The sequence below is a fragment of the Caballeronia sp. GAWG1-1 genome (genome assembly GCF_023631465.1).
GTDB lineage: Bacteria > Pseudomonadota > Gammaproteobacteria > Burkholderiales > Burkholderiaceae > Caballeronia.
In genome coordinates this window covers 70,625-93,274 of record NZ_JALQDB010000038.1, presented here as the reverse complement: position 1 = coordinate 93,274, position 22,650 = coordinate 70,625, and the positions used below count along the sequence as shown (strand labels likewise).

Sequence of the window (22,650 nt, the reverse complement as noted above, 5' to 3'; positions counted from 1 at the left end):
TCGTCAGGCGCGGTGCAGTTTTGTTGTCGGTGGCTGTTTGAGAAGCATCTTGCATCAGGCCGGCCGGCTTGGACGTGGTCATTTGGCAAGGCACCATCGCCAATGGCGATGACAAAGCTACGTCGAACGGCTGACGCCATGCGCGTTCAGCACGTCGCGCAGGATCTCGACGAAGCGCCGGGCCGCGTTCGACAGCGGCTCGACGTGCGAATAGATGAGACTCGCGGTCAGCCGATGCTCGGCTTCGGCACGCAACGGCACGACATCGAGCAGGTCTCGCATGGCGGAATCGATGCAGAACGGATCGACCACCGCGACGCCGACGCCTTCCCTCGCGAGCGTGCAGGCGCTGATGGCCGAGCGCACGCGCACGACCGGCTCCGGCCGACGCTCGTTTCTGAACACGTGCCCGACGATCCGCCCGAGCGGCGTGTCGTGCTCGTAATCGATCCACGGCATGGCGGCGACCTGTTTCGGGTCGAGCGCACGCCGCCGGGCCAGCGCGCCTTTTTTCGCGACACAGAGAAGCCGTCCGCTTGCAATCGGCATGGTGACGAGGTTCGGGTGCTCGACGGCGAACATCGATACGCCGATGCAGTTCTTGCCGAACAGCACGCGAGGCACGAGATGGTTGTGCGTGAGCGGTTCGAACTGAATGGGCAACTGCTGGAATTCGGCGTGGAATCGTGCAATGGCGAGCGGCACGAGATGCACGCCGAGACTCGGGCTGCATACGATGTTGAGCTTGCCGCTCGTGCCGTCGGCGAGAGAACGGACGAGATTATCGACGCGCTCGATGCCTTCATACGCGCGCATGACTTCGTCGAAGATACGTTTTGCCTCGGGCGTCGGATAGAGCCGGCCGCGCATGCGTTCGAAGAGCAAGAACCCGAGGCGGCTTTCCGTCACCTGCAAGACACGGCTCACGGAGGGCTGCGCCACATACAGCGAACGCGCGGCCTCGCTGATGGAACCCGTCATCATGATCGCGCGGAATACTTCAATCTGCCGCAGGCTCATGGTGCGCGTGTTGGGAATTTCCTCGTCGTAATTCATGGGCTTGGTCGTTGTTCATCGCGCCGTCATGTTGCCGCGCCGCCGCTTTCGGATGTAAGTGAACCGCCCGCAGTGTAGCGCGGGCACCGCCGCGCGACGAATCCATGCAGCGCGTCTATGGGATACGAAATTTGAACTATTTCACGGCGAATATCGACGTTGCTATGGTTCGTTCTAGTCGAGCCCCGCGAAGAGAGTCGATCCGAGCCATGCCCAAGCTTATCCATTTCCTGAATCCGAACGGTCTCGCCACCGTCACGCGCGAGATCGAAAAGACCGTGTGCGCGCTTCGAGGCGCGGACGACGCGCCCGTTTGCTTCGAGACGCTTTTCGCGGTCGACGGCGGCATCGAAACCCAGCGCGATGCCGACCGCGCCGCCGTCGCCGTGGCCGAGTACGTCGCGCGGCATGAAGCGTCGGCGAGTGCGTTCGTCATCGCGTGCTACAGCGATCCCGGCTTGCACGCCGCGCGCGAACTCACGCAACAGCCGGTGCTCGGCATCGGTGCCGCGGTCATGGGCGTCGCGCTTGCGCGCGGGTCGCGCATCGGCGTGATCGCGGCGAGCGCGCACGGCATGCCGCGTCACTGGCGGTCTTATCATGCGGCGCGCATCGCACAGACGGTCGCGGGAGAACGCGCCGTGAATCTTGGCGTGGCCGAATCGGGCAACCGAGACGCCGCGCTCGACAAGCTCATCGCGACCGGCCGCGCGCTGTGTGACGAAGATGGCGCCGATGTCATCGTGCTCGGCTGCGCGGGCATGACGCCGCTTCGCGCCGATATCGAAGCGGCGCTCGGCGTGCCGGTAATCGATCCGTGCTCGACGGCCGCCTCGCTCGCCTTCGCCATCTGTCGCGAGCGGCAGGACCCATGGCGTCCGACATGAACGCCGCACTCATTGCGCTTCCGCGTCTCGGTGTGCTTGGCGGCATGGGGCCGCTCGCCACCGCCGACTTTCTCGTCAAGCTGATACAGGCGACGCCCGCCGCGTCCGATCAAGAGCATATGCCGGTCATCGTGCATAACGTGCCGCAAGTACCCGATCGCAGCACGGCCTTTCTCGCGGGATCGGACGCGCCCTGGCCGCATCTGCTCGACGGCCTGCGCACGCTCGAAGCGGCCGGTTGCGCGGCCATCGCGATTCCTTGCAATACGGCGCACGTCTGGCACGAGCGGCTTGCGCAGGAGACGATGCGGCCGGTGCTGCATATCGGCGAGGCAGCGCTTCGAGCGCTTGCGGTGACGTGCCCCGGTGCGCGGCGAGTCGGCATGCTCGCGACGACAGCGACGCTCAAAGCGCGCATCTATCACGATCAACTGGCTGCAAGCGGCATAGACGCGATCGAACCGGGTCAGATGTCGCAGACGACGCAGGTCATGGGCGCAATCGCCGCCGTGAAAGGCGGGAGAATCGACGAAGCGCGTGCGTGGCTCAAAAGCGCCGCTCATGCACTGATCGATCGCGGCGCCGACGCGTTGCTCATGGCGTGCACGGAAATTCCGGTGGCGCTGGCGGGCGTTGCGCTCGACGTGCCCGCAATCGACCCGACCGAAGCGCTCGCGCGTGCAAGCGTCGACTGGTGGCTCGCCGCGCGCGAGCGAACCAACACCTCTGAATTCTCAAGCGGACAAAAGACATGCAGCAGTTTGATCTGACCATACGTCATGGACTCGTCGCGTCGGACGAGGCAGTCTTCGAGGCGGACGTCGGCGTGGTCGGCGACCGGATCGTCGAAGTGGCGCGCGGCCTGCCCGCAGGCAAACGCGATATCGACGCGACCGGACGCTACGTGCTGCCGGGCGGTATCGACACGCACTGTCACGTCGAGCAACGCTCGGGCATGGGAATCATGGGCGCCGACGACTGGTACTCCGCAAGCGTCGCGGCGGCCCACGGCGGCACCACCATGATCGTGCCGTTCGCCGCGCAGCATCGCGGACAATCGCTCAAACAAGTGGCCGACGACTACGCGGCGCTCGCGCGGGCAAAGTCGGTGATCGACTATAGCTATCACCTGATTGTCTCGGAGACGGACCACCGCACGCTTCAGGAAGATCTCGTCGAGCAGATTCGCCGGGGCATCACGTCGTTCAAGGTCTACATGACCTACGATCAATTGAAGATCGACGACTACCAGATGCTCGACGTGTTGGCTCTCGCCGCACGCGAACGCGCGCTCGTGATGGTACATGCCGAAAACAACGACGTGATCCGCTGGGTCTCGCAAAAGCTGCTCGAAAGCGGCCGCACCGCGCCGAAGTACCACGCGACGAGTCACGTGGCGCTGGCGGAATCCGAAGCGACGAATCGCGTGATCCAGCTCGCCAGGCTTTTCGACGCGCCCGTGCTCATCGTTCACGTGTCCGCGCAGGACGCGCTCGCGACCATCGGCGCGGCGCAGCGCATGGGCGCGCAAGTGTACGGCGAGACCTGTCCGCACTATCTGCTGCTCACCGAAGACGCGATGGACGTTCCCGGCGTCGAAGGCGCGAAGTATTGCTGCAGCCCGCCGCTGCGTGACGCGAACGCTCAAGAAGCCTTGTGGACGGCGCTGAAGGCGGGCGTGTTGCAGACGGTGTCGTCGGATCATGCGCCGTATCGCTTCGACGAATCCGGCAAGCTGCCGCATGGCGAAGCCACCACGTTCAAGCAGATGGCCAACGGCATGCCCGGACTCGAAGTGCGCCTGCCGCTGCTGTTCTCCGAAGGCATTCACAAGGGGCGCATGACGCTGCCCGAGTTCGTCGCGCTGAGTTCGACGAATCATGCGCGCATGTACGGCATCGCGCCGCGCAAAGGGCTGATCGAAGCGGGCGCGGATGCGGACATGGCGGTTTGGGACCCGCACCATGAAGTCGTGCTGACAGCCTCCGCATTGCACGATCGCGTGGGCTACACGCCCTACGAGGGGACGAAGGTAACGGGCTGGCCGCGCACGGTGGTGAGCGCGGGCCGCGTGATCGTCGATGACGCCGGCTTTTATGCCGAACCGGGCAGCGGCCGCTTCATTGCACGCTCGACGCCGTTGCCCTATCAGGCCACGCGCGAAGTCTCCGCGAGCGGCCGGTTCTTCCGCGCGCTTGCCGACGCCGAGACAGGCGCTCTCCACCCGTCTTTCGGATACCCCGAACATCAACACCCGGAACAAAAGAGGAAGTCATGAGCAAGTCACGCAAAATCGGCCTGGCCGTCGCGCAAATGGGACCGGTCCACCTCGCCGATGACCAACGGGCGGTCGTCGAGCGGCTCGTCGCCATGCTGCACGAAGCGAAAGCGCGCAGTGCAAAGCTGGTCGTGTTCCCGGAGCTCGCGCTCACCACGTTTTTTCCGCGCTACTGGATGAGCGAGGAAGCGGCCATGGAACGCTTCTTCGAGCGATCGATGCCGAATCCCGACGTACAGCCGCTCTTCGACGCCGCGCGCGACGCGGGCATCGGCTTCTATCTCGGCTATGCGGAACTGACGGCGCAAGGCGAGCGCTTCAATACGTCGATCATCGTCGATGACAGCGGCAAGATCGTCGCGAAGTATCGCAAGACGCATTTGCCGGGGCATTCGGAGCACAAGCCGGACGCGCCTTTCCAGCATCTGGAGAAGAAGTTTTTCGCGGTGGGCAACTCGGGTTTTCCTGTCGTCGACACGATGGGCGCGCGCCTCGGCATGTGCATCTGCAACGACCGCCGCTGGCCGGAAACATGGCGCGCGATGTCGCTGCAAGGCGCGGAACTCGGCGTGCTCGGCTACAACACGCCGTCCGAGAACATTCATTGGCCCGAACCGGTCCATTTGCGCATGCATACCCATCTCGTCACGTTGCAGGCGAGCGCTTATCAGAATGCGATGTGGATTGCCGCCGCCGCCAAATGCGGCAAGGAAGACGGCTTTCATATGATCGGCGGCTCGGTGATTGTCGCGCCTTCGGGCGAGATCGCCGCGCAAAGCATGAGCGAAGACGACGAGGTGATCTTCGCGAACGTCGATCTCGCGCTCGGCGACACGTTCCGCGAGCACGTCTTCAACTTCGCGAAGCATCGGCGGCCGGAACATTACGGGCTGATCGTCGAGCGCACCGGCGCGGGCGCGCCGCTGCCGCACGATCCGGACGCGCTCAATTAAGGCGTCCACGGGGAGACCACACATGAACGACGACATCACGCAAGATGCATCGGCGTCGGCACGGCCGGCGTCTTACGGCAGCTCGCCACAAAGCGCCATGGACAAATCGATATTCGGACCGCCGCACGTGCGCGCGCTCGTCGCATCGATTTCCGGCTACGCCATGGACGGCTTCGACCTGCTGATCCTCGGCTTCATGCTGAGCCTCATCTCGGCGGACCTCGGACTCAGCTCCGCGCAAGCGGGCTCGCTCGTTACGTGGACGCTCGTCGGCGGCGTCGCGGGTGGCATCGGCTTCGGGATACTCAGCGATTATCTCGGCCGCGTGCGCGTGCTCACTTACACCATTCTGCTCTTTGCGCTGTTCACCGGTCTGTGCGCTTTCGCGACCGGATACCACGACCTGCTAGCGTATCGCTTCGTGGCGGGCCTGGGACTTGGCGGCGAGTTCGGTATCGGCATGGCGCTCGCCATCGAGGCGTGGCCCGCCGAAAAGCGCGGACGCGTCTCCTCGTATGTCGGCATGGGCTGGCAGATCGGCGTGCTGATCGCCGCGCTGCTGACGCCGGTATTGTTACCGCATATCGGGTGGCGCGGCATGTTTCTCGTGGGACTCGCGCCCGCCGTGTTGTCGTTCGTCATCCGCAAGGCGATTGGCGAACCGAAGATCTTCATCGAGAAAGCAATCAGGAGACGGCACGAATTTCCCCTCAAGACGCTGTTTCGCGATCGGGAAACGCGACGCCGCAGCATCGGCATGATCGTCATGTGTTCGGTGCAGAACTTTGGCTACTACGGTCTCATCATCTGGATGCCGGGCTATCTGACGAAGGCGTTCGGCTTCACGCTCGCCAAGTCGGCGACATGGACGGCGGCGTCGATTCTCGGCATGCTGGTCGGCATCTGGATCTTCGGGCAGCTCGCGGACAGAATCGGCAGGAAGCCTACCTTCGTGATCTATCAGTTGGGCGCGCTCGTCATGGTGTTCGTCTACTCGCGCATGACGACGCCCGAGGCGCTACTGATTGGCGGCATGGTGGTCGGCGTGTTCGTAAACGGCATGATGGGCGGCTATGGCGCACTCATGGCCGAGTTGTATCCGACCCATGCACGCGGCACCGCGCAGAATGTGCTGTGGAGCATCGGCCGCGCGGTCGGCGGGTTCGGACCGCTCGCGATCGGCGCGGTGGCGAGCTATTACTCGTTTGGCACGGCCATCGCGGCGCTGGCTTGTATCTATATCGTCGATGTCGTCGCGACTGTCGTGCTGATTCCGGAGTTGAAGGGTGTGGAGTTGGAGTGAGCGGACGTGACAGGCGGAAGACGCTGGCCGGCGGTCGGGATGCATCGCGAGACCGATCACACCCCGACGAGAGCTAGCGTTTGCCACGCCCGCCAGCCGGCTTACCTGCAACCGCGGCTGGCTTGCTGCCGGATTTGCTACGCGGCTTCTTCACGCTAAACGGATTGACGCCGGACAATCCTGTGTCTTGTTGTGCCACAGGCTTGCGCTTGTTATCGCCACCCTGCGGGCGCGACTTCTTGCCGGGCACCGGCGCCGCGCCCGGCGTAATCTGCGGCACTTTCGGCTTTTTGGGCTTTTTAGGTTTTTTGACGATCTCGCCCGTCGCGCTGGTTTGCGGCACGCGATGCTCGGCTTCGAAACCTGGTTCTTCCCGGCGTACCAGCGTTTGCCGGATCAGCGCTTCGATCGCGGCGAGTTGCGGCGCTTCATCGGCACATACGAGCGACACCGCCACGCCGCTCGCGCCCGCGCGGCCGGTGCGGCCAATGCGGTGCACGTAGTCTTGCGCCACGATCGGCAGATCGACGTTGATGACCAAAGGCAGGTCGTCGATATCCAGTCCGCGCGCAGCCACATCGGTGGCGACCAGCATATGGACTTCGCCGGTCTTGAAGCGTTCGAGTGCACGCAAACGCGCGGGTTGCGGCTTGTCGCCGTGGATGGTGTCGACCGAATAGCCCGCTTCATCCAGCATGGCCGCCAGATAGTCGACGCCATTACGGGTCTTGACGAACACCAGCGCGTGCTCCCACTTGTTCTCGGCCACGAGGTGCATGAAGAGTTCAGGCTTGTTCCTCTTATCCACCGTCACCACCCACTGCTTGATATTGCTGGCCGTGGCATTGGGCGGGCTAACGCTGATATTCACCGGGCTGCGCAGAATGCTCGCGGCCATCGTGCGGATTTCATCGGAGAACGTGGCGGAGAACAGCAGCGTCTGACGCTTTGCGGGCAAGGCGGCGAACACGGCGTTGAGTTCGCGTGCGAAGCCCAGATCGAGCATGCGGTCGGCTTCATCCAGCACTAGCGTCTGTACTCGATCGAACTGCACCGCATTTTGGCGATTCAGATCCAGCAAACGGCCCGGTGTGGCAACCAGCACATCGACGCCTTTGCGCAAGGCCATCATCTGCGGATTGATGCTCACGCCGCCATACGCGGCCAGGAATCGCAGGTCCAGGCCTTCGCCGTAATCGATAAAGCTTTGCAGCACTTGTTCAGCCAGTTCGCGCGTGGGCACGAGAACCAGAACGCACGCGCGATTGCTCGACACGGCCGGCCCGTGTTGCACCAGCCGTTGCAGCAGCGGCAGCGCAAAACCCGCGGTCTTGCCCGTGCCGGTCTGCGCGGCGGCCATGACGTCCTGGCCACCGAGCACAGCAGGAATCGCCTTGACCTGCACCGGCGTGGGTGTCTGGTAATTGAGCTTCTGCAGGTTGCGCAGCAACGGATCGATCAGGCCAAGCGAGGCAAACGACATGCAGGTATTCCGGGCTAAAACCGCAATTTTAGCGGTTACGGCGCTCGTTGCATGCGCTGAGCCATATCGACAGCGAGCAGCGTCGGCAGTCTCTTACAGGACGTCGACGGAATCCAACGGTAAGGAGCGCTCATGCAGCAGGAAGCGCCTTGAGTGACGCCCTTCACTTCTCGGTGCGTGGTTTCTCGATGGTGACTTTCGCCATGGCCGACCAGTCTCGCTCGCCCAATCCCGCCGCGACGGTTTCAGTCATCCGTTCGTAGACGGCGGCAAGCATCGGCAACGCGGCGCCCAGTTCTTGCGCGGCTTCAGACGCGAGTCGCAGATCCTTCAGTCCGAGCGATGCCTTGAACCCCGGTTCGTAGTGTCCATCCGCGATATTCGCCGAATAGACTTGATACGACCGGCTGCCGAACGACGTATTCAGATCGTCAGGTTTACCGCCGGCATTAGGGCGCTCGTCGCGACAAGTCCGGACGCTGTGCCGAAACTCGCTGCGAAACCGTCAGCGGCGAAGCGTTCGAAGCGCGTGGAGCAGTCGGGTTCAGCATGACGGGAGCCTGGCGGAACGATCATGCAAGGTGTCGGGGCACGTGCAACGCCTGACCGCGACGCGAACGTGTTGGCTATCCGGTCGTTTCCATTCCCGCAGAACATTCGGACGGCCGCGTCTCTGTTCGTCATCGCACAGTTCGTGTATGGGAGTACGTAGTCAGTCCCGCCTTCCTAACTTATATTTGCATCGGCACCGCAAAAAACGTCCCCGCCCTGATCACCCGCGACCGATGTCCGGTCAAATGCTTCCTCCAAGCGGCGACTCTCAACGCATTGCGCTACAACCAAAAAGGATACGACGCAATGATGTCTTTCCGCTCGGCGATCAAGCCTTTGATGGAACCGACCCTCACGCGCTGCATGGCGCTGGCGTCCGCCGTGTTGCTGGCATCGTGCGGCGGCTCGGACCATACCGATACCACGGTGCCCGACACCATCATGCAGGTGATGAAAAAGCCTGCGTACAGCGGCGCGACGTGGACCATGCAGGTCGTCGATCTGGATTCCGGACATGTCATCTACGATCTCGACTCGGGCTCACAGGTGTTCATCGCGTCCGTGCGTAAGCTCTTCTCCACAGCCAATGCGCTCGACGTCATCGGTGCGCAGCATCGACTGGTGACGCCGGTCTACAAGCAAGGCACCGTCGATGCAAACGGCACGCTCACCGGCAATCTCGTACTCGTCGCGAGCGGCGATCTCACCATGGGCGGTCGCGCGAATCCGGACGGAACGATCGCGCTCACCGCGTTCGATCACAACGAAGCCAATAGTGTCGGCAACGCGCAACTGACCACGCCCGATCCGCTCGCCGGTTACAACGCGCTGGCCGCGCAGGTCGCCGCCTCGGGCATCAAGACGGTCAATGGCGATGTGGTGATCGACGATCGTCTGTTCGACGCGTTCGACTTCCGCGATGAATTCAACGTGACGCCGATCCTGGTCAACGACGATCTCGTGGATGTCGCCTTCAGCGCAAGCGCGCAAGGTGCGCTGCTGCCGTTCGTGTACCGGCCCCAGTCGGCGGCGTTCACGGTGCAATCGACGCTCATCACGGGTGCGCCGACGTCGGACTTTGCCGTCGTGCTCAATCAGGCATTCCCGGATGAGCCGCTCAACTGTATCGGCCAGGCTACCTGTGTCGGCGAAATGAGCGGCACGGTGCCGGCAGGGGTTCCGCCCGCGCTGACCGGCGCGTATCCGCTGGTGCAGACGTTTCGCATCACCGATCCCTCCACGTATGCGCGCACGGTGCTGATCGAAGCGCTCGCACGCGCGGGCGTGACCGTGACGGCCGCGCCCGTCAAGGCGAATCCGGTTGCATCCTTGCCGGCGCAAGGTTCTTATTCGAGCGCGCAACGCGTCGCCCAACTCACCGCCGCTCCGTATGCGCAGGATCTGCGTTTCGTGAACAAGGTCAGCTACAACATCGGCGCGGACATTACGCTGATGCAATACGGACTGGCGAAGAACGGCTCGCGCACCATGGCCACGGCGCTTACGACCGAACAAGGCGAACTGTCTTCGACCTTCGGCATTTCGCCGGACCAGTATCACTTCATCGACGGCAGCGGCGGCGGCGATACCACCGCGAACGCGAAGGCTGTCATCACGCTGCTGCGCGCCATGCGGCTCAAGCCCGACTATGCGACATACGTCGATACTTTGCCGGTACTCGGCGTCGATGGCTCGCTCACGACCGTCACCGGCTTCGAGGCCGATCCGACGCTAGCCGGTGCCAAGGGTCGTGTCTACGCCAAGACCGGCACGTATGGCGGTTTGAGCAACACCACACCGCCCGTGCCGCTTCTCAAGTCACAGGCGCTTGCGGGGTATATCGATGCAAAGAGCGGCCGGCGGCTTGCCTTCTTCCTGACCGTGAATAACGTGCCGTTCGTGGGACTGGAAACCATCCTCGATGCTTTCCAGGACGAAGGCGAGATCGCGGCGCAAATCTGGAAACTGCAATGATGCGGCGCAAGCCGTGCCGAAAGATCGATTATTGTCAGAACAGATGATGAATCCCGGCGAGACACACCACCTGCTTCCCACCCGAAGCCGCCCCGATGCCAAGCGTATTGGCCACCGCGCCGCCGCCCGCCGTTTCGAACATCACATCGGCATAAAGCTGGGTTGTCTTCGATAGCGAATACACATTGGCCGCCGTGAATTGCGTCCAGCGACGCGCGCCGAGCGTCGCTGTCCATGCGCCCACGCCGATTTCCTCCGCGGGTGTCACGCGCAGATTCGCGCCGCCGTCGATGCTGCGAAAATGTTCGCTGCCGCCCTTGGACGCGATGCGCATATCTGTTGCGAGCGCATGCAGCGTGACGCGCTCGAACCGGTACGAGCCACCAATACCCATCTCCCGCACCTGGCTCGCATTGAACGTGGCGCCGGGCGCGAGCGTCTGGCCTTCGAACGAAGTCAGCCCGAGCCCGCTGGATAGCGGCAGCAGCCGGTCGCGGTACTCCGAATACACCACCACCAGTTTGAGCGGACCATTGGCATAGTTTCCACCGAAACCGATCGTCCGCCCGTTGGTATTGCTGGCCGATGCGCCCGGAAATCCATAAAGCGCGCCGACGCTCAGGCCGCGATAAGCAGCGCTCTTCCACTTGACCGTGCTCGATAACTGCACGGGAAGCGTGCTGCCGAGACCATCGAGATTGCCTGGATGAAACGCGGAAAAGTCGCCGAGCAACTGCGCTGTCGAAACCGAGCCGAGCCAGTCGAAGTTCCAGTCGGTTTGACGCCCGAGCGTGACCGTGCCGAGCGTCGCGTCGGACATTCCGACATAGGCTTGTCGATTGAAGAACGTCGTGCTGCTGGCGGATGCACCCGTCGTCGTGACAAAACCGCTTTCGAGCCTGAACAGCACCGAGCGCCCCGCGCCGATTTCCTCGACACCCTGAAAGCCGAAGCGGTCCGCCTGCAGGGTCCCTTGCTGCGCGATATAAGCCGACGAGCCGCGCAAATTGCTCACGTATCCAATACCCGAATCGATGCTGCCGTATAACGTGACGCTGCTTTGCGCGAATGCCAGCGGCGAAACGACGAGCGTGGTCAAACCCGCGACGAGTGTCGCGCGATGAGTTTTTGTTGTCATGCTGTCTGGGAGGAGCGTTAGAAGGAGAACTGCCTGAGCTCGAAAGTCCGGAAATCAGGTTGACTGAACCTTCTCCACCGGCGCGAGACGCCACGCGCCGAATATGAGATTGACGATGATCGCCGTCAGCGTGCCCGCCGCCATGCCGTTACCCATCACGATCTGCAGCGAGCCGGGAAGCGCTGCATAGACGTTGGGCACGAGTATCGGTAACAGACCCATCACGAGCGCCGCAGCCAGCGTGTACTGATTGCCGCGCGCTTGCAGATCGACCTTGCCGAGCAGGTTGATCCCCATCACGCCGATCATCGCGAAGACGATCAGCGCGGTGCCGCCGACCACGGGCGCCGGAATCGCGTAGGCAAGGCGTCCGAGCGGCACGAACAGCGCGATGAGCATCAGCATCACGCCCGCCGTCGCGGTGACGTAGCGAGACCGCACACGCGTGGTCTGCACGACGCCGATATTCTCCGCGCTCGTGATGATGAGCGACGTGCCGAGCAACGAGCCGATCAGCGACGCCAGCGCATCGCCGCGAATCGTGCGCGGTACGTCGCGGCGAACGTCGATCTTCCTGCCCGTGATCTCGCCGACGGCAACCGTCTGTCCAGTGGCTTCGGCCATCGAAATGACACTGAAGATCAGCATGGGAAGCGCGGCCAGCACGTCGAAGCGCGGCATGCCGAAGGGCAATAGCATCGGCCACGTGAAGAGTGGGCCGCTCCAGAGGCCGCTTAGGGACATCGAACCCATTGCCCAGGCGGCGAACGTGCCGATGACAAGACCCAGCAGCACCGCGAGCCTGCCCAGCGTGCCCTTGAAGAGACGCGCGACCGCGAGCGTGGCCACGATGGTCAGCAGCGCAAGTCCGAGCGCCTCGGGCCGCGCAAAGCCCGGCGTCCCCGGCTGCCCGACGACGATTCCGGCGTAAATCCGGATGAGACTGACCGAGACGAGCAGCAGCATGGCGCCCACGACCACGCGCGGAAAGAAGCGCAGACAGCGCGCGAATACCGGCAGCACGATCCAGTAGAAGAGACTGGTGAGGATCGCCGCGCCCGCCGCGGTACGCAGATCCGTTTGCATCGCGATGACGGCGAAGAGCATCGCGGGCGCGCCGCCCGGCACCATCACGAATGGCAGCCGCGCGCCCACCGGCCCCGCGCCGAGCGACTGTAAGATCGTGCCGGCGCCGCACACGAAGAACGTCGCGCCGATCAGATGCACGGTCATCTCGGCTGGCAGCGACAACATGCGCGACATCAGAAAGACCGCCGTAACGGGCGATGCGGCCATGGACAGCACATGTTGCAGACCGAATAGCGCGAGTTGCCATGCGGGCAAACGCGCGTCGACATCATGCGTGGCGGATTCAGCTTTCACGAGACCCCCATGGTTTCGAAGCGCGTGGCGCACGGCGCTCAAGCAGGCAACCACGGCAATTGCTCGCGGCGGTAGCGGAAGGTTTGAAAGACGCTGTTCAATTGCCCCGGACCTGTCTTGCGGGCCGCTTCGTCCGGGTATTCGGCGAACCACGGAATCACGTATTCCCATACCACTTCGCCTGCAGGCGTGACTTCGAAAAGACGCCCCGTCGCCGATTCGGTGATATGCGTGTTGCCGTTCGCGAGCCGCTGCGCGTTGCCCATGAACGCGCTGTAGAACATGTTGACCATGTCGTCGGCGTAAGACCATACGATTTCGTGCGTCGACGGATCGATCTCCAGCACACGCGAGAACGCCACGTGCGCGCCCGCGCGAAAGTTGCCGTTGTCGAACGTGAGGATGTTGCCGTTGGCGAGCGCGACCGGCGCATGCTGATGCGAAACCACGTCCGGTGGGATATGCATGGTCACGTGGCCCGTTCGACGGTCGACCGCGATAATGCCCGACGTGGTGCGCAAGCTCATCAGCACCTCGCCTTGCGCATTCACACCGAGCCCGTTCACGAGCGGCCAGTGATAACGGCCGAAGCCCGGCGCGATAGGAAAGTCTTTCGGATCGAGATGCTCCCAGGCTTTCCATTCCCACACGAGTTCGCCCGCGCGATTCACTTCGCGGATCACGTCCGCGAACATGGGCTCGTCCGGACCATGCGCCGTGCCGCCCGGCACGCGATCGGCGAAACCCGCGGGCACCGGCGCGCACGCGGCGTACAGCAGGTTTCCGTTCGGCAGCCACTGCGCGTCGTGATGATGCGCCGGGTCCTGGTAACGCCACACCACCTCGCCCTCCGGCGTGACTTCGTAAAAATCGCCGCCGTGCCACATCGACCAAGGCGCATATCGATCTTCCGAATCCGCATGATTGCCGTTGTAACCGAGATTGCCGTTCGGGAGAATCACCGCATGACGGCCGGGGCGCACCGGCATCTGCCATTCATGCACAACTTCGCCACGCATATCGACGAGAAACACGCGCCCGCCTGCCGTTTGCGGCGCGATCAGTGTATAGCCGCCAGCGGACAGGTTCGGGTCGTGCGCTATGAGCCCGACGCCGCGGCGACGCTGGGTGATTTGATCGACGGTGGTAGTCACGGTTTGCTCCGTTAAGATGATGGAGCAAAATTTAGGCTATTCCACGCGTCAGTAAAACCTGATTGTTTTAAACGGGTCGTCAGAAAAATCCATACGGTAAGCCATGCGTCCGATATCACAGACCTTCCGTTGCTTCGACGAAGTCGTCAGGCGCGGTTCCATCCGCAAGGCGGCCGAATCGCTGCATCTGACCGCGGCTGCGGTGCATCAGCAGATCCTCAATCTGGAAGAACAGGTCGGCTCGCCGCTCTTCGACCGCTTGCCGCGCGGCATGCAGCTCACCACGGCGGGCGAGATCATCATCGCGGCCGTGCGGCGCGGTCAGCGCGATTTCGACAACGCGATGACTCAGGTCGAGGACTTGCGCTCGCTGCGGCGCGGACACGTCAATCTGGCCGTGTCGCCTTCGTCGGCGGAGTATCTGGTGCCCGGCGCGATTCAGGCCGCGATGACGCGCTATCCGGGCGTCACCTACAGCGTGCGTTCGGGTAACGGCGAAAACATCTTGAAGTGGGTGGAGACCGGTGAGGCCGACATTGGCTACGGCCTGCGTCGCAAGCCGCCGCCCGGCGTCGTGGAAGTGCGCGCATACGTGCAGCACCTCGGCGTGGTCACGCCACCGGGACATCCGCTCACGAAACTCCAGCGACGTCCGCGACTACGCGACTGCCTTGGCTATCCGCTCATCCTGATGTCGCCGGATACCGAATTGCGCGCGATGGTCGATCAAATCGATCACCGCGACCGGCGCAATGCGCGACCGCTCGTCGAAACCAGTTCGGTCGCCATGGTGCGCCGGCTGGTGGCGGATGGCATCGGCATCGGCTTTCTGATTGCGGAGAATGTCGCGGAAGACGTCGCCGGGGGCAAGCTCGCATGGACGCCGCTCGCCGATGCGGGCGCGCAATCGTCCAGTTGCCTGTATCAACGCTCCGATCTGACGACCACGGTCGCGATGGGCATGTTCCTGCAATTTCTCGGACAGGCTATCGAGCAAACCGAGGACCGCTTTCACACGTCGACGCGCCCCGTGCGCAAGCGCGGCGCACGGGTCTAGCGAGCACTGTCCTAGCGATGATACTTGTCGTCGAGCTCGTTGATCGCCTTCACATTGCCCGCGCTGCGTCCATTCTCGTCGAAGGAATTGGCGAGAAACGAATCGGCGATGGTCTTCGCGACTTCAGGTCCGATCACGCGCGAGCCCATCGTGATGATCTGCGCGTTGTTGGAAAGCGCCGCGCGTTCCGCCGAATAAGTATCGTGGCACAGCGCGGCGCGAATGCCCGGCACCTTGTTCGCCGAGATGCTTACACCAATGCCCGTCCCGCACACGAGAATCGCGCGATCGTATTCGCCGCTCATCACACCAGAGGCCACGCGGTCCGAGAGATTGGCGTAAAACTCGTTCGGGCTCGCCTCATTGCGCGACACCTCGAATACCTCGAAGCGGTCCTTCAAATAATCCGCCAGCACGCGTGCAAGTCCCACTCCGGCGCTGTCTCCACCAATTGCTAGCTTCATGAGTATCTCCGTCGATTGTTCGATGCAGGTGGCGCATGCCAAGTCAAAGCACCGCGCCGACGCGTTTCAAAATATCCAGATAGCCGCTCACGCTCCACGCCGAACGGCCGATGAAAAGTCCATCGATGTGCGGGCACGCGGCCAGTTCCGCGCAGTTGCCCGGATTGACGGAGCCGCCGTACAAACAGGGAATGCTTCGCCCGAGCGTTTCCTCCGCCACTTTGCTGATCTCGGCTTGACGCGCATCCGCATATTCGGGACTAGCCGGAATGCCGCTCTCGCCGATAGCCCATACAGGCTCGTACGCGAGCAGAATCGGCGCCGTTCGTTGTTCAGGAGAAAGACGCGCCAACGCGCCGCGCACCTCGGTGGCCAACACGTCCGCAGCGCGTCCGCTCTCTTTGTCGGCGAGCGTTTCGCCAATGCAGATCAGCGGCGTCAATCCGTGACGCACGGCGGCCTCGACCTTGCGTCCGACGGTGTCGTCGGTTTCGCCGAAGTGCTCGCGCCGTTCGGAATGGCCGAGTTCGACGAGATCCATGCCGCAATCGACCAGCATCGGCGGGGAAATCTCGCCGGTCCACGCGCCCTCTTCGGCCCAATGCATGTTTTGCGCGCCGACCTTGACATTGGTCTCGGCGAGAATCGACTTCACTTCGCGAATCGCGGTGAACGGCGGAATCACGAAGCACTGGATTCGCGGGTCGTCAGGGCTCGCGAGCAAACCCTCGGCGAAAGCGATCGCTTGCGCCAGGGTCTTGTTCATCTTCCAGCTCGTGCCGACCCAGAACGGGGTATCAGACATGGTTAGGTTGTCGGACAGTGTGTCTTGCAAATGAGGCCGCGTCATGCGCCGGACGTGCCTTATGCCCGCCCGGCGCGCGGATGAAAACGCCTGCTAGGTCACTTCGAAAGCACGAACGGCGCGGTGTATTTCGACACGTTCGCCTTCGTGATCAGCACGCAGTCGAACAACTGCTTTTCGCTGGCGGCGCCCGTCTTGCCGGTCTTCAGGAACTGATCGGCTTCCTGCACGGCCTTGGCGGAAAACTCCGCGACCGGTTGCAGCACGGTGTACTGCAACTCGCCCGCTTTCACTGCCTCGACCGCGGCCGGCGAGCCATCGAAACCACCGACTTTCACGTTCTTCAGCTTGCCCGATTGCTTGAGCGCCGCAATCGCGCCGAGCGCCATTTCATCGTTGCCGCTGATCACGCCGATCACATCCGGGTGCGCCTGCAGCAGGCTCTGCGTCGCATTGAAGCCTTGCGTACGATCCCAGTTGGCCACTTGCGAGCCGACCATCTTCAGATCCGGATACTGCGAGAGCACCGACTTGTAGCCGTTGGACCGCGTCGCGGCGTTGTTGTCCGAAGGCGAGCCGAGCAATTCGACATAGTTGCCCTTCGACCCGACATCCTTCGTCCATTGCTGAGCACCGAGCGCCGCGCCTTGCGCGTTGTTCGACACGAGCTGCGCCTTCGCGAGCCCCGGCTGGTTGATTTCCGCGTTGACGAGGAACACCGGAATGTTCGCGGCAATCGCCTTCTTCACGGCGCCGACGGAGCCGCTCGCATTGGCCGGATCCAGAATGATCGCAACCGACTTGTTGGTGATGGCCGTGTCGATCTGCTGGCTTTCGGTGTTCGTGTCGCCTTTCGACGCCGACACGTTCGCGCTATAGCCCAGCTTCTTGGCTTCCGCCGCCGCGATGTTGCCTTCGGCGAGCCAGTACGGATTGGCGGGATCGTTGACGATAATGCTGATCAGCCCGCCCGCCGCCTGAGCCTGGCTCGCAAACAAGGGCGCAGCCACGGCGAGGGCCGCAAGGATCAAGGTCTTTCTCTTCATAGTCATGGCGTGTCTCTTTCTTGGGTTGGTGTTGGCGCAGGACTTCGATATTCTTCTCGCGTGCCGGAGGTCGGGCTATGCCTTGCCGCCGCCTTGCGGAGAAGCCAGTGGGCCGCCGGTCGGCGTCGGACGCTTGACCTTGCGGCGATATTGAATGGCGTTGAGCAACACCGCGAGCACGATGACCGCGCCGGTGAATACCGTTTGCCAGTAAGACGAGATGCCGATGATCACGAGCCCGTCGGACAGGAAGCCGATCACGAACGCGCCGAGCAACGTGCCGCGAATGTTGCCGGTGCCGCCCATCAGCGATGCCCCGCCGATCACGACCGCCGCGATGGCCGTGAGTTCGTAGGTCGTGCCCGCGGTCGGCCCGGCGGACGTGAGCTGCGACGAAAGAATCAGTCCCGCGATAGCCGCGCACATTCCCGACAGCATGTACACGCTGATCAGCACGCGCTTCACGGGCACGCCCGACAATTCCGCCGCGCGGTCGTTGCCGCCGGACGCATAGAGCCAGCGCCCGAAGGCCGAGCGATTGAGCGCGATACTGCCGAGAATCGCGATGATCGCGAGAATCAGCACGCCCACCGGCACGTTGAACAAGCGGTCGAAGCCCAGGTAGTCGAAGCCGGTATTGCCCAGGTCCGCCTGACCGCCCAGGTTGTTGTACGTGAGGCCATTGGTCATGAGAAGGGCGAAACCGCGCACCACGTACATCACGCCGAGCGTGGCGACGAAAGCCGGCACCTTGAAGCGCGCAATGAGAATGCCGTTCACGAGCCCGATGAACGCGCCGAGCGCGCAGCACAGCACCACCACGACCCAGACCGACGGGTACATGACGACCCCGAACATGTTGAGCGTCACGCCTTGCATGAAAAAACCCGCGACGACGCCCGACAGCCCGAGCGTCGAACCCACCGACAAATCAATGCCGCCGTTGATGATCACGAGCAGCATGCCGATCGCGAGAATCCCGTAGATAGCCACGTGTGAGGCCATCGTAAGGAAGTTTTCTACTGCGAAATAATTCGGCGAGAGAAACGAAAAGATGATGATGATGGCGATCAGCGCGAAGAACGCGCGTCCTTCGAGCAGCACTTTGCCGAGGTCGAACCCTTCGCCGGACGATCCGGAGCGAGTCGATGTTTTGGCGGCGTCGTTCATGTTCAATGTCTCCAGGCATGTTCTGATTCAGGCGACCACGGCTTCGCCGGAGGCGGCCATGATGTCGTCCTTGTTGGCGTCGGGGCCGAATTCCGCGGAAATCTTTCCGCGCCGCATGACGATGATGCGATGCGCAACGCTCAGGCATTCGCCCACTTCCGACGTCGAATACACAACGGCCAAACCCTTCTTCGCGTTCTCGGCGAGCAGACGAAAGACTTCCGACTTCGCACCGATGTCGATGCCGCGACTGGGTTCGTCGAGCAGAATGACGCGCGGTCCGGTTGCCAGCATCTTGCCGATCACCACCTTTTGCTGATTTCCGCCCGACAGCGAACGGATCGAAGCGCCCGGGCCCGAGGTCTTCACGTGCACGTTGCGGATCGACTGGCCGACGAGTTCACGCTCGACCGGCGGCGACATCAAGATGCCCTTCACGAAAGATCGGATGCTCGCGAGCGACAAGTTCGAGCCGACGCTCATCGTCGGCACGAGGCCGTCGCGCTGACGATCTTCCGGCACCAGCACGAGCCCACGGCCAATGCGCTGCGCAATACTCAGCCCCGCCATGCTCTCGCCTTCGAGCCGAATGGTTCCGCCCGTCACCGGCAGCCGCGTGCGTCCCGCGACCGCTTCGAGCAGTTCCGTGCGGCCCGCGCCCATCAGTCCGTAGATGCAGACGATCTCTCCCGCGCGCACCTTGAGCGACAGACGATCGACCACGGACACGCCCGAGCCGGATTCATCGGCGATGCTGACATCGTCGATATCGAGCGCGACTTCGCCGAACTCGTAGCCGGTCGGCGGCGAGCCGAGGTCGAAGTTCTCGCCCACCATGTTGCGCACGATCCATCCGAGGTCGATGTCCTTGCGCTCCGCCGTCGCGGTGATGCGGCCATCGCGCAGCACCACGGCATAGTCCGTGACCTGCAATGCTTCTTCCAGATGATGCGAGATGTAGACGATCGATACGCCCCGGCTCGTCAAGTCGCGAATCACCTTGAACAGCACCTCCACTTCGGATGCGCTCAGCGCCGAAGTCGGTTCGTCCATGATCAGGATGCGCGAATCGACCGACAACGCCCGCGCGATCTCGACGACCTGCTGCTGACCGAGGCGCAGATCGCGCACCAGCGTCATGGGGTCGACGTCTTCTTCGAGTTCCTCCATCAGCGCGCGCGTCTGCCGCGCTTCTTCGGCGAAGTTGACGCCGGTCGGCGTGCGCAGCTCGCGGCCCATGAAGACGTTGTCGCGCACGCTCAGGTTCGGCGCGAGACTCAGTTCCTGATGAATGATCGAGATGCCGTGATTGCGCGCATCCGTCGATGACGTGAACGCCACGCGTTCGCCATCCAGCTCGATTTCTCCGGAGGTCGGCTTTTCCACGCCGGAGAGGATTTTCATGAGCGTCGACTTGCCCGCGCCGTTTTCGCCGAAGAGCGTCGTGACCTTGCCGCGATGAATCTCGAAGTTCACGCCCTTGAGCGCATGCACGCCGCCATACGACTTGACGACATCGCGCGCGGACAGCAGCACGCCATCCTTCGCCGCGCCCTGTTCGTTGGTTGAATTGATGGTGCTCATTTCGCGTCCAGCTTCACAGGCGTGACGAGCCAGCCATTCGGATTGATCAGCTGGAACACGCCGACGACATCGACTGTCTTGCCCGTCAACTTGGCGGTATCGACCTTCGACAGAACCTGTTTCTTCATCTCCGTGTTGATGGCGTAACCGGCGTTCTGGTAGTCGATCTGATTCGTGAACTGCCCGAAGCTGATGTCGCCCGTGGCATCGCGCAAGTCGGTGCCGTTGATCGCCGGTCCAGTCTGCACGCGTATGACGAGCGAATCGGGCAGGCCCGGCACCTTGACTTCGTACACGCCGGAGTCTTCCTTGCCCGCGACACCCGAGAACTTCACCGACATTTCAGGACCGATGCCGCCGCCCGCGATGCCGTATTGCTTGCCCGCCGCGTCCTGATCCTTGGCGATGGCGGCGGCCAGCGCCGCCGCATCGACGGCGCGCTTTTCTATCGCGGCCTGCGTCTTCGGAAACTGCTTCTTGCCGTAGGCTTCCGGCTCGAATTCCTTGGTCTGCGTATCGGCGCCGGAACCGATCTTCACGATTTTGGTACTCATGGCCATCGCGATCAGCAAAATGGCCAGCAGCACGACGCCGATCACAACGCGCATGCCGCGCTTGCCCTGATGCTTGATCGACGGAGTCATTGCGCTCATTGGCTCACCTCGCGGCTGTCCATTCGTTCAGTGCGTGTCATGTCTTCCCCAGTTTTCTGCAATCACGTTGATGACCATCGCGGCGGAGGCCGCGCCCGGATCGATGTGACCGATGCTGCGTTCACCGAGGCGCGCCGATCTTCCCTTGGTCGCCACCATCGCCTTCGTGGATTCCGCGCCCGCGTTCGCCGCTTCGCGAACGCGCGTCAGGATGTCGCTCACGGACAAGCCGTCCGCCATGCCTTCTTCGGCTGCCGAGGCGGCAGGCGCCCACGCATCGACCATGGTTTTTTCGCCGACTTCCGCCTTGCCGCGCGACCGGATGCCTTCGGCCATCGCGACGATCAACCCCGGCGCTTCGTTCAGCGGCAATGCCTGACGCGCACCCGCCGCCTTCGCCGCGCGCATGAACGCCGTTGCGTAAAGCGGCCCCGACGATGCGCCGACCGCGTTGAGAAAACCCTTGGCCGCGGCGTTCCACTGATCCGCGAACGTGCAGTCGGACGGTAATGCTTCGATGGCCCTGGACGCGGCAGAAAAGCCCTGTTCCATCGCGATGCCGTGGTCCGCGTCGCCGATCACGCCGTCGAGCCGGCACAGTTCGTCGCGCGCCGCCGCGATGGTGCTCGCGAGTTCGCGGAACAGTTGCGCGTTGTCGGCGGTGGAAAGCGCGGACATCATGCGGCCCTCTGCTGAAACATCGCGCACTCGCACGGATGATCGATGAGGCGCTGCAATTCATCGTCGAGATGCATGACGGTGATCGACGCGCCCGCCATTTCCAGCGATGTGCACAGCGGCCCCACGAGCGTGCGATGCACGACGAGTCCCGCCTCCTGCAAGCGCTGCGAAACGCGCCGGTTGAGAATGTAAAGCTCCATGAGCGGCGTCGAGCCGAGCGAATTCACGAGCACCGCCACGCGGTCGCCCTTGGCCGCGCCCATCTCGGCGAGGATCGCATCCATGATTTCGTCGGTGATGTCGTCGGCCGTGCGCAAGGCTTCCCGGCGCATGCCCGGTTCGCCGTGAATGCCCATGCCGATTTCCATGTCGCCGGCGGCGATCTTGAAGTTCGGTTGACGCGTCTGCGGCAGCGAGCAAGGCGCGAGCGCCACGCCGAGCGTGTACGTGCGCGCGTTGGCATGGCGCGCGACGCGCTCCACCTCGCCGAGCGGCATCATCAGGTCCGCCGCGGCGCCCGCTGCCTTGAAGATGAACACGTTGCCCGCCACGCCGCGCCGCGTCTCGCGCTTGTCGCGCGGCGCGGAGGCGATGTCGTCGGTGGTCAGCACGGTGCGCGCCTCGACGCCGTCGAGTTCGAGCAGTTCGGTCGCCATGTCGAAGTTCATGACATCGCCCGCGTAATTGCCGTACATGAACAGCACGCCCGCGTTGCCATGCGCGGCGAGCGCGGCATCGACGGCCGGTTGCGGCGGCGGCGAAGCGAAGACGTTGCCGATCACGGCGGCATCGGCGAGACCGCGGCCGACGAAGCCCAGAAACGTCGGCTCGTGTCCCGATCCTCCGCCGATGATCAACGCCACCTTGCCCTCACGCGGCCCGTTGCGCGCGATGATCGCCCGGGGCGCGCTGTCGCTGCGCGTCAGCAGATCGCCGTGCGCGGCCATGACGCCCTCGAGCATCTCGTCGACGGCGGCATCGCCATCGTTGATCAGCTTTTGTGTCATCGTGCCTGGCATGTCTGACTCC

21 protein-coding genes are annotated in these 22,650 nt (G+C 63.2%); 7 read left to right on the top strand and 14 right to left on the bottom strand.

Annotated elements, in window-relative coordinates; translation table 11 throughout:
* Nucleotides 1-117: 117 nt before the first annotated feature.
* Nucleotides 118-1,056, bottom strand: coding sequence for a LysR substrate-binding domain-containing protein (locus tag NCT03_RS28175; RefSeq protein WP_250494751.1), 939 nt, complete (start codon nucleotides 1,054-1,056; stop codon nucleotides 118-120).
* 209 nt (nucleotides 1,057-1,265) lie between these two features.
* Between NCT03_RS28175 and NCT03_RS28170 the strand changes: the two genes are divergently transcribed.
* From NCT03_RS28170 to NCT03_RS28150, 5 genes are all read left to right on the top strand, one after another.
* Complete coding sequence (locus NCT03_RS28170; protein WP_250494750.1) at nucleotides 1,266-1,943, top strand: aspartate/glutamate racemase family protein; 678 nt, start codon at nucleotides 1,266-1,268, stop codon at nucleotides 1,941-1,943.
* Entirely contained in the window at nucleotides 1,940-2,713 is a 774-nt protein-coding gene (gene cuyB, locus NCT03_RS28165) for a cysteate racemase (RefSeq protein WP_250494749.1), read from the top strand. The genes NCT03_RS28170 and cuyB overlap by 4 nt, the downstream gene beginning before the upstream one ends.
* Entirely contained in the window at nucleotides 2,695-4,221 is a 1,527-nt protein-coding gene (gene hydA / locus NCT03_RS28160) for a dihydropyrimidinase (RefSeq protein ID WP_250494748.1), read from the top strand. Before cuyB ends, hydA begins: the two co-directional genes overlap by 19 nt.
* Nucleotides 4,218-5,174, top strand: a complete 957-nt coding sequence (locus NCT03_RS28155; RefSeq protein WP_250494747.1) for an N-carbamoyl-D-amino-acid hydrolase — start codon at nucleotides 4,218-4,220, stop codon at nucleotides 5,172-5,174. Before hydA ends, NCT03_RS28155 begins: the two co-directional genes overlap by 4 nt.
* 97 nt (nucleotides 5,175-5,271) lie before the next feature.
* Nucleotides 5,272-6,477: an MFS transporter gene (locus tag NCT03_RS28150; RefSeq protein WP_250468365.1), complete on the top strand. Its 1,206-nt coding sequence runs from the start codon at nucleotides 5,272-5,274 to the stop codon at nucleotides 6,475-6,477.
* Between the two features lie 73 nt (nucleotides 6,478-6,550).
* Here NCT03_RS28150 and NCT03_RS28145 read toward each other — a convergent pair whose 3' ends face one another.
* Together NCT03_RS28145 and NCT03_RS28140 are read right to left on the bottom strand one after the other, a co-directional pair.
* Nucleotides 6,551-7,960: a DEAD/DEAH box helicase gene (locus tag NCT03_RS28145; protein WP_250494746.1), complete on the bottom strand. Its 1,410-nt coding sequence runs from the start codon at nucleotides 7,958-7,960 to the stop codon at nucleotides 6,551-6,553.
* A 163-nt stretch (nucleotides 7,961-8,123) separates the two neighbouring features.
* Nucleotides 8,124-8,387 (bottom strand): NAD-binding protein, encoded by a 264-nt coding sequence (locus NCT03_RS28140; protein WP_284503499.1) that lies wholly within the window; start codon nucleotides 8,385-8,387, stop codon nucleotides 8,124-8,126.
* A 431-nt stretch (nucleotides 8,388-8,818) separates the two neighbouring features.
* Here NCT03_RS28140 and dacB point away from each other — a divergent pair, with 431 nt between their 5' ends.
* Nucleotides 8,819-10,486 (top strand): D-alanyl-D-alanine carboxypeptidase/D-alanyl-D-alanine endopeptidase, encoded by a 1,668-nt coding sequence (gene dacB / locus NCT03_RS28135; protein ID WP_350030180.1) that lies wholly within the window; start codon nucleotides 8,819-8,821, stop codon nucleotides 10,484-10,486.
* A gap of 34 nt (nucleotides 10,487-10,520) precedes the next feature.
* Here the strand turns inward: dacB and NCT03_RS28130 are convergent, their stop codons facing one another.
* Genes NCT03_RS28130 through NCT03_RS28120 form a run of 3 tightly spaced genes read right to left on the bottom strand, consistent with a single transcriptional unit; the run spans nucleotide 10,521 to nucleotide 14,161 of the window.
* Nucleotides 10,521-11,624 carry a porin gene (locus tag NCT03_RS28130; protein ID WP_250494745.1) on the bottom strand — a complete coding sequence of 368 codons (1,104 nt, stop codon included), beginning with the start codon at nucleotides 11,622-11,624 and terminating at the stop codon, nucleotides 10,521-10,523.
* Between the two features lie 54 nt (nucleotides 11,625-11,678).
* The gene (locus tag NCT03_RS28125; protein WP_250494744.1) at nucleotides 11,679-13,007 is read right to left on the bottom strand and encodes a uracil-xanthine permease family protein; all 1,329 of its coding nucleotides are present in this window, start codon (nucleotides 13,005-13,007) and stop codon (nucleotides 11,679-11,681) included.
* 38 nt (nucleotides 13,008-13,045) lie between these two features.
* A complete protein-coding gene (locus NCT03_RS28120) occupies nucleotides 13,046-14,161 on the bottom strand; it encodes an aryl-sulfate sulfotransferase (protein ID WP_250494743.1) in 1,116 nt (371 codons plus the stop codon).
* Between the two features lie 103 nt (nucleotides 14,162-14,264).
* On the opposite strand from NCT03_RS28120, the gene NCT03_RS28115 reads away from it, so the two are divergent.
* The gene (locus tag NCT03_RS28115) at nucleotides 14,265-15,218 is read left to right on the top strand and encodes a LysR family transcriptional regulator (RefSeq protein ID WP_244830425.1); all 954 of its coding nucleotides are present in this window, start codon (nucleotides 14,265-14,267) and stop codon (nucleotides 15,216-15,218) included.
* Between the two features lie 11 nt (nucleotides 15,219-15,229).
* Here NCT03_RS28115 and derI read toward each other — a convergent pair whose 3' ends face one another.
* From derI to NCT03_RS28075, 8 genes are all read right to left on the bottom strand, one after another.
* Nucleotides 15,230-15,682: a D-erythrulose-4-phosphate isomerase gene (gene derI / locus NCT03_RS28110; protein ID WP_250494742.1), complete on the bottom strand. Its 453-nt coding sequence runs from the start codon at nucleotides 15,680-15,682 to the stop codon at nucleotides 15,230-15,232.
* Nucleotides 15,683-15,725: 43 nt separating this feature from the next.
* Entirely contained in the window at nucleotides 15,726-16,487 is a 762-nt protein-coding gene (locus NCT03_RS28105; protein WP_244830429.1) for a triose-phosphate isomerase, read from the bottom strand.
* Between the two features lie 98 nt (nucleotides 16,488-16,585).
* Complete coding sequence (locus tag NCT03_RS28100; protein WP_244830431.1) at nucleotides 16,586-17,539, bottom strand: D-ribose ABC transporter substrate-binding protein; 954 nt, start codon at nucleotides 17,537-17,539, stop codon at nucleotides 16,586-16,588.
* Between the two features lie 69 nt (nucleotides 17,540-17,608).
* Entirely contained in the window at nucleotides 17,609-18,703 is a 1,095-nt protein-coding gene (locus NCT03_RS28095; RefSeq protein WP_244830432.1) for an ABC transporter permease, read from the bottom strand.
* 27 nt (nucleotides 18,704-18,730) lie between these two features.
* The gene (locus tag NCT03_RS28090; protein ID WP_250494741.1) at nucleotides 18,731-20,287 is read right to left on the bottom strand and encodes a sugar ABC transporter ATP-binding protein; all 1,557 of its coding nucleotides are present in this window, start codon (nucleotides 20,285-20,287) and stop codon (nucleotides 18,731-18,733) included.
* Nucleotides 20,284-20,940, bottom strand: a complete 657-nt coding sequence (locus tag NCT03_RS28085; RefSeq protein ID WP_250494740.1) for a DUF2291 family protein — start codon at nucleotides 20,938-20,940, stop codon at nucleotides 20,284-20,286. Before NCT03_RS28085 ends, NCT03_RS28090 begins: the two co-directional genes overlap by 4 nt.
* A gap of 27 nt (nucleotides 20,941-20,967) precedes the next feature.
* Nucleotides 20,968-21,621 (bottom strand): dihydroxyacetone kinase subunit DhaL, encoded by a 654-nt coding sequence (gene dhaL / locus NCT03_RS28080; protein WP_250494739.1) that lies wholly within the window; start codon nucleotides 21,619-21,621, stop codon nucleotides 20,968-20,970.
* On the bottom strand, nucleotides 21,618-22,640 hold the full coding sequence (locus tag NCT03_RS28075; RefSeq protein WP_250494738.1) for a dihydroxyacetone kinase subunit DhaK: 1,023 nt from the start codon (nucleotides 22,638-22,640) through the stop codon (nucleotides 21,618-21,620). The genes dhaL and NCT03_RS28075 overlap by 4 nt, the downstream gene beginning before the upstream one ends.
* Nucleotides 22,641-22,650 lie beyond the last annotated feature (10 nt).

What these genes read in the sequence shown, in the direction of transcription:
- NCT03_RS28175 (WP_250494751.1), bottom strand. Translation starts at nt 1,056, where the DNA reads ATGAATTACGACGAGGAAATTCCCAACACGCGCACCATGAGCCTGCGG.
- NCT03_RS28170 (WP_250494750.1), top strand. Translation starts at nt 1,266, where the DNA reads ATGCCCAAGCTTATCCATTTCCTGAATCCGAACGGTCTCGCCACCGTC.
- cuyB (WP_250494749.1), top strand. Translation starts at nt 1,940, where the DNA reads ATGAACGCCGCACTCATTGCGCTTCCGCGTCTCGGTGTGCTTGGCGGC.
- hydA (WP_250494748.1), top strand. Translation starts at nt 2,695, where the DNA reads ATGCAGCAGTTTGATCTGACCATACGTCATGGACTCGTCGCGTCGGAC.
- NCT03_RS28155 (WP_250494747.1), top strand. Translation starts at nt 4,218, where the DNA reads ATGAGCAAGTCACGCAAAATCGGCCTGGCCGTCGCGCAAATGGGACCG.
- NCT03_RS28150 (WP_250468365.1), top strand. Translation starts at nt 5,272, where the DNA reads ATGGACAAATCGATATTCGGACCGCCGCACGTGCGCGCGCTCGTCGCA.
- NCT03_RS28145 (WP_250494746.1), bottom strand. Translation starts at nt 7,960, where the DNA reads ATGTCGTTTGCCTCGCTTGGCCTGATCGATCCGTTGCTGCGCAACCTG.
- dacB (WP_350030180.1), top strand. Translation starts at nt 8,819, where the DNA reads ATGATGTCTTTCCGCTCGGCGATCAAGCCTTTGATGGAACCGACCCTC.
- NCT03_RS28130 (WP_250494745.1), bottom strand. Translation starts at nt 11,624, where the DNA reads ATGACAACAAAAACTCATCGCGCGACACTCGTCGCGGGTTTGACCACG.
- NCT03_RS28115 (WP_244830425.1), top strand. Translation starts at nt 14,265, where the DNA reads ATGCGTCCGATATCACAGACCTTCCGTTGCTTCGACGAAGTCGTCAGG.
- derI (WP_250494742.1), bottom strand. Translation starts at nt 15,682, where the DNA reads ATGAAGCTAGCAATTGGTGGAGACAGCGCCGGAGTGGGACTTGCACGC.
- NCT03_RS28105 (WP_244830429.1), bottom strand. Translation starts at nt 16,487, where the DNA reads ATGTCTGATACCCCGTTCTGGGTCGGCACGAGCTGGAAGATGAACAAG.
- NCT03_RS28100 (WP_244830431.1), bottom strand. Translation starts at nt 17,539, where the DNA reads ATGACTATGAAGAGAAAGACCTTGATCCTTGCGGCCCTCGCCGTGGCT.
- NCT03_RS28095 (WP_244830432.1), bottom strand. Translation starts at nt 18,703, where the DNA reads ATGAACGACGCCGCCAAAACATCGACTCGCTCCGGATCGTCCGGCGAA.
- NCT03_RS28090 (WP_250494741.1), bottom strand. Translation starts at nt 20,287, where the DNA reads ATGAGCACCATCAATTCAACCAACGAACAGGGCGCGGCGAAGGATGGC.
- NCT03_RS28085 (WP_250494740.1), bottom strand. Translation starts at nt 20,940, where the DNA reads ATGAGCGCAATGACTCCGTCGATCAAGCATCAGGGCAAGCGCGGCATG.
- dhaL (WP_250494739.1), bottom strand. Translation starts at nt 21,621, where the DNA reads ATGATGTCCGCGCTTTCCACCGCCGACAACGCGCAACTGTTCCGCGAA.
- NCT03_RS28075 (WP_250494738.1), bottom strand. Translation starts at nt 22,640, where the DNA reads ATGCCAGGCACGATGACACAAAAGCTGATCAACGATGGCGATGCCGCC.